The organism is Streptomyces sp. NPDC059398 (genome assembly GCF_042751845.1).
Taxonomy (GTDB): domain Bacteria; phylum Actinomycetota; class Actinomycetes; order Streptomycetales; family Streptomycetaceae; genus Streptomyces.
This window is the reverse complement of the sequence record NZ_JBHYWP010000196.1, coordinates 1797-3638: the sequence shown is the minus strand read 5'-3', so window position 1 is coordinate 3638 and position 1842 is coordinate 1797. Positions and strand designations below refer to the sequence as shown.

Genomic DNA, 1842 nt, shown 5'->3' with positions numbered 1-1842 from the left:
CGGGGTGTCCCCGGGCGCCGGGGCGCGGACAAATACTTCAGGGGCGACGCCGCGGCCTACCCGGCCCCCGCCCCCCCGCACGAACCCCCCCGCGGGCACACGTCTGTCCGGGGCGCCGGATTCGCAGGAGAAGGCAGCCACCGCCGGCGGTACGCCGGAGAACGCGTCCTCGGAACGGGCGTCGTCGGAGGGCGCGTCGTCCGGGGCCGCGTCGTCGGCCTCGTCGTCGGAGAAGTCCCGCACGGTGTCGCTGCCCGCCCAGGCCGACAAGACGTCGACCTCCGTGCCCGCCGCCGAGAAGACGGTGCCGAAGCCGGCGCGGAGGTCCGGCACCGGCATCGCGTCCGATCTGGTGGCGGAGGCCTTCGACAACCCGAAGCCGAGGCCGGCCGAGCCGACTGTCCCGGCCCAGGCGAAGGCATCGGACCAGACCGCACCGGAGGCGGAACCGGAGTCGGCTCCCGCCACCGCCACCGGAACCGCCGAGGACACAGCGGCTGGCGAAGAGGCACCGGTTGCGGCTGAGGCAACGGCGGTTGAGCCGGAGACCGCTGAGGCGGCGGCGACCGAGGCGGAGGCGGCCGAGGCACCTGAGGCCGGGGCAACGGCGACCGAAGCCGACCCGGTCGCTGCGGAGCCCGAGACCGAGACCGAGACGGAACCGGTCGCCGTTGAGCCGGAGGCCGTTGAGCCGGAGGCCGTTGAGGCGGAGGCCGTTGAGGCGGAGGCCGTTGAGGCGGAGGCCGTTGAGGCGGAGGCCGTTGAGGCGGTGGAGGACGAGACGGCGGAGCCGGAGACCGAGCCGGTCGCGGACCAGGCCGTCGCGGACCAGGCTGAGGCAGAGCCCGCCGACGCAGAGCCCACGGACGCAGAACCGGCCGAGCCGGAAGCCGAAACCGTCGTAGCCGAGCCCGAGCCCGAGACCGAGCCCGAAGGCACCGCAGCCGCGCCCGAGAAGGAAGCCGTTGCGGCCGAGCCCGAAGCTGTCAGCGACGCAGAGCCCGCGCCCGCCCCCACCACCGCAGCCACGGCCGACACCCCCACCGACCTCGCGGCACGCGCACCCCAGCTCGTCAGTGCCTACCAGGCCGCCGGCGCCGAGATCGACAAGGCCGGACTGAGCGGGGCCAGGGCCACCGTCTATCTCGTGCTCGACCGGTCGGGTTCCATGCGGCCGTACTACAAGGACGGCAGCGCGCAGGCCCTCGGCGAGCAGACGCTCGCCCTCGCCGCGCACCTCGACGAGCGGGCCACCGTCCGTGTCGTCTTCTTCTCGACGGACATCGACGGCACCGGAGAGCTGACGCTCGACTCGTACGAGGGCCGTGTCGACGAGCTGCACGCCGGACTGGGGCGGCTGGGCCGTACCAGCTACCACCGGGCCGTCGAGGAGGTCGCGTCCCTGCACGAGCAGTCCGCCGACCCCACCGCCCCGGCCCTAGTGATCTTCCAGACCGACGGCGCACCGGACGCCAAGGTGGTGGCCAAGCAGGCCATCGCCGCCGTGGCGGACAAGCCGCTGTTCTGGCAGTTCGTGGCCTTCGGCGACCACGAGTCGAAGGCGTTCGACTTCCTGCGGAAGCTGGACTCCCCGCACGCCGCGTTCTTCCACGCGGGCCCCGCCCCCCGTGAGCTGGCCGACTCCGAGGTGTACGAGCAGCTGCTCGCGGCCTTCCCGGCCTGGCTGGCGGCGCGCAAGGGCTGACACCGCACGCGCACCGGCCGACCGGGGGCCCCCGCCCCCGCCCGGGGGCCCCCCCCGGGTGGCGGCGGAGCGGGTGTGGCCCCGGGTGCGTTGGGGGCTGTTGTAGGGAGTACGGCCCGCCCGGGAGCCGGGGCGGG

2 protein-coding genes are annotated in these 1842 nt (G+C 74.8%); one reads left to right on the top strand and one right to left on the bottom strand.

The window, feature by feature from the left end; all coding sequences use genetic code 11:
• Positions 1–270: hypothetical protein (locus tag ACFXBC_RS34895; protein WP_385034092.1), on the bottom strand; the 270-nt coding region annotated here is incomplete at its 3' end.
• Between ACFXBC_RS34895 and ACFXBC_RS34890 the strand changes: the two genes are divergently transcribed.
• A complete protein-coding gene (locus ACFXBC_RS34890) occupies positions 245–1705 on the top strand; it encodes a VWA domain-containing protein (RefSeq protein ID WP_385034089.1) in 1461 nt (486 codons plus the stop codon). The genes ACFXBC_RS34895 and ACFXBC_RS34890 overlap by 26 nt on opposite strands.
• The last annotated feature ends 137 nt before the right edge of the window (positions 1706–1842 follow it).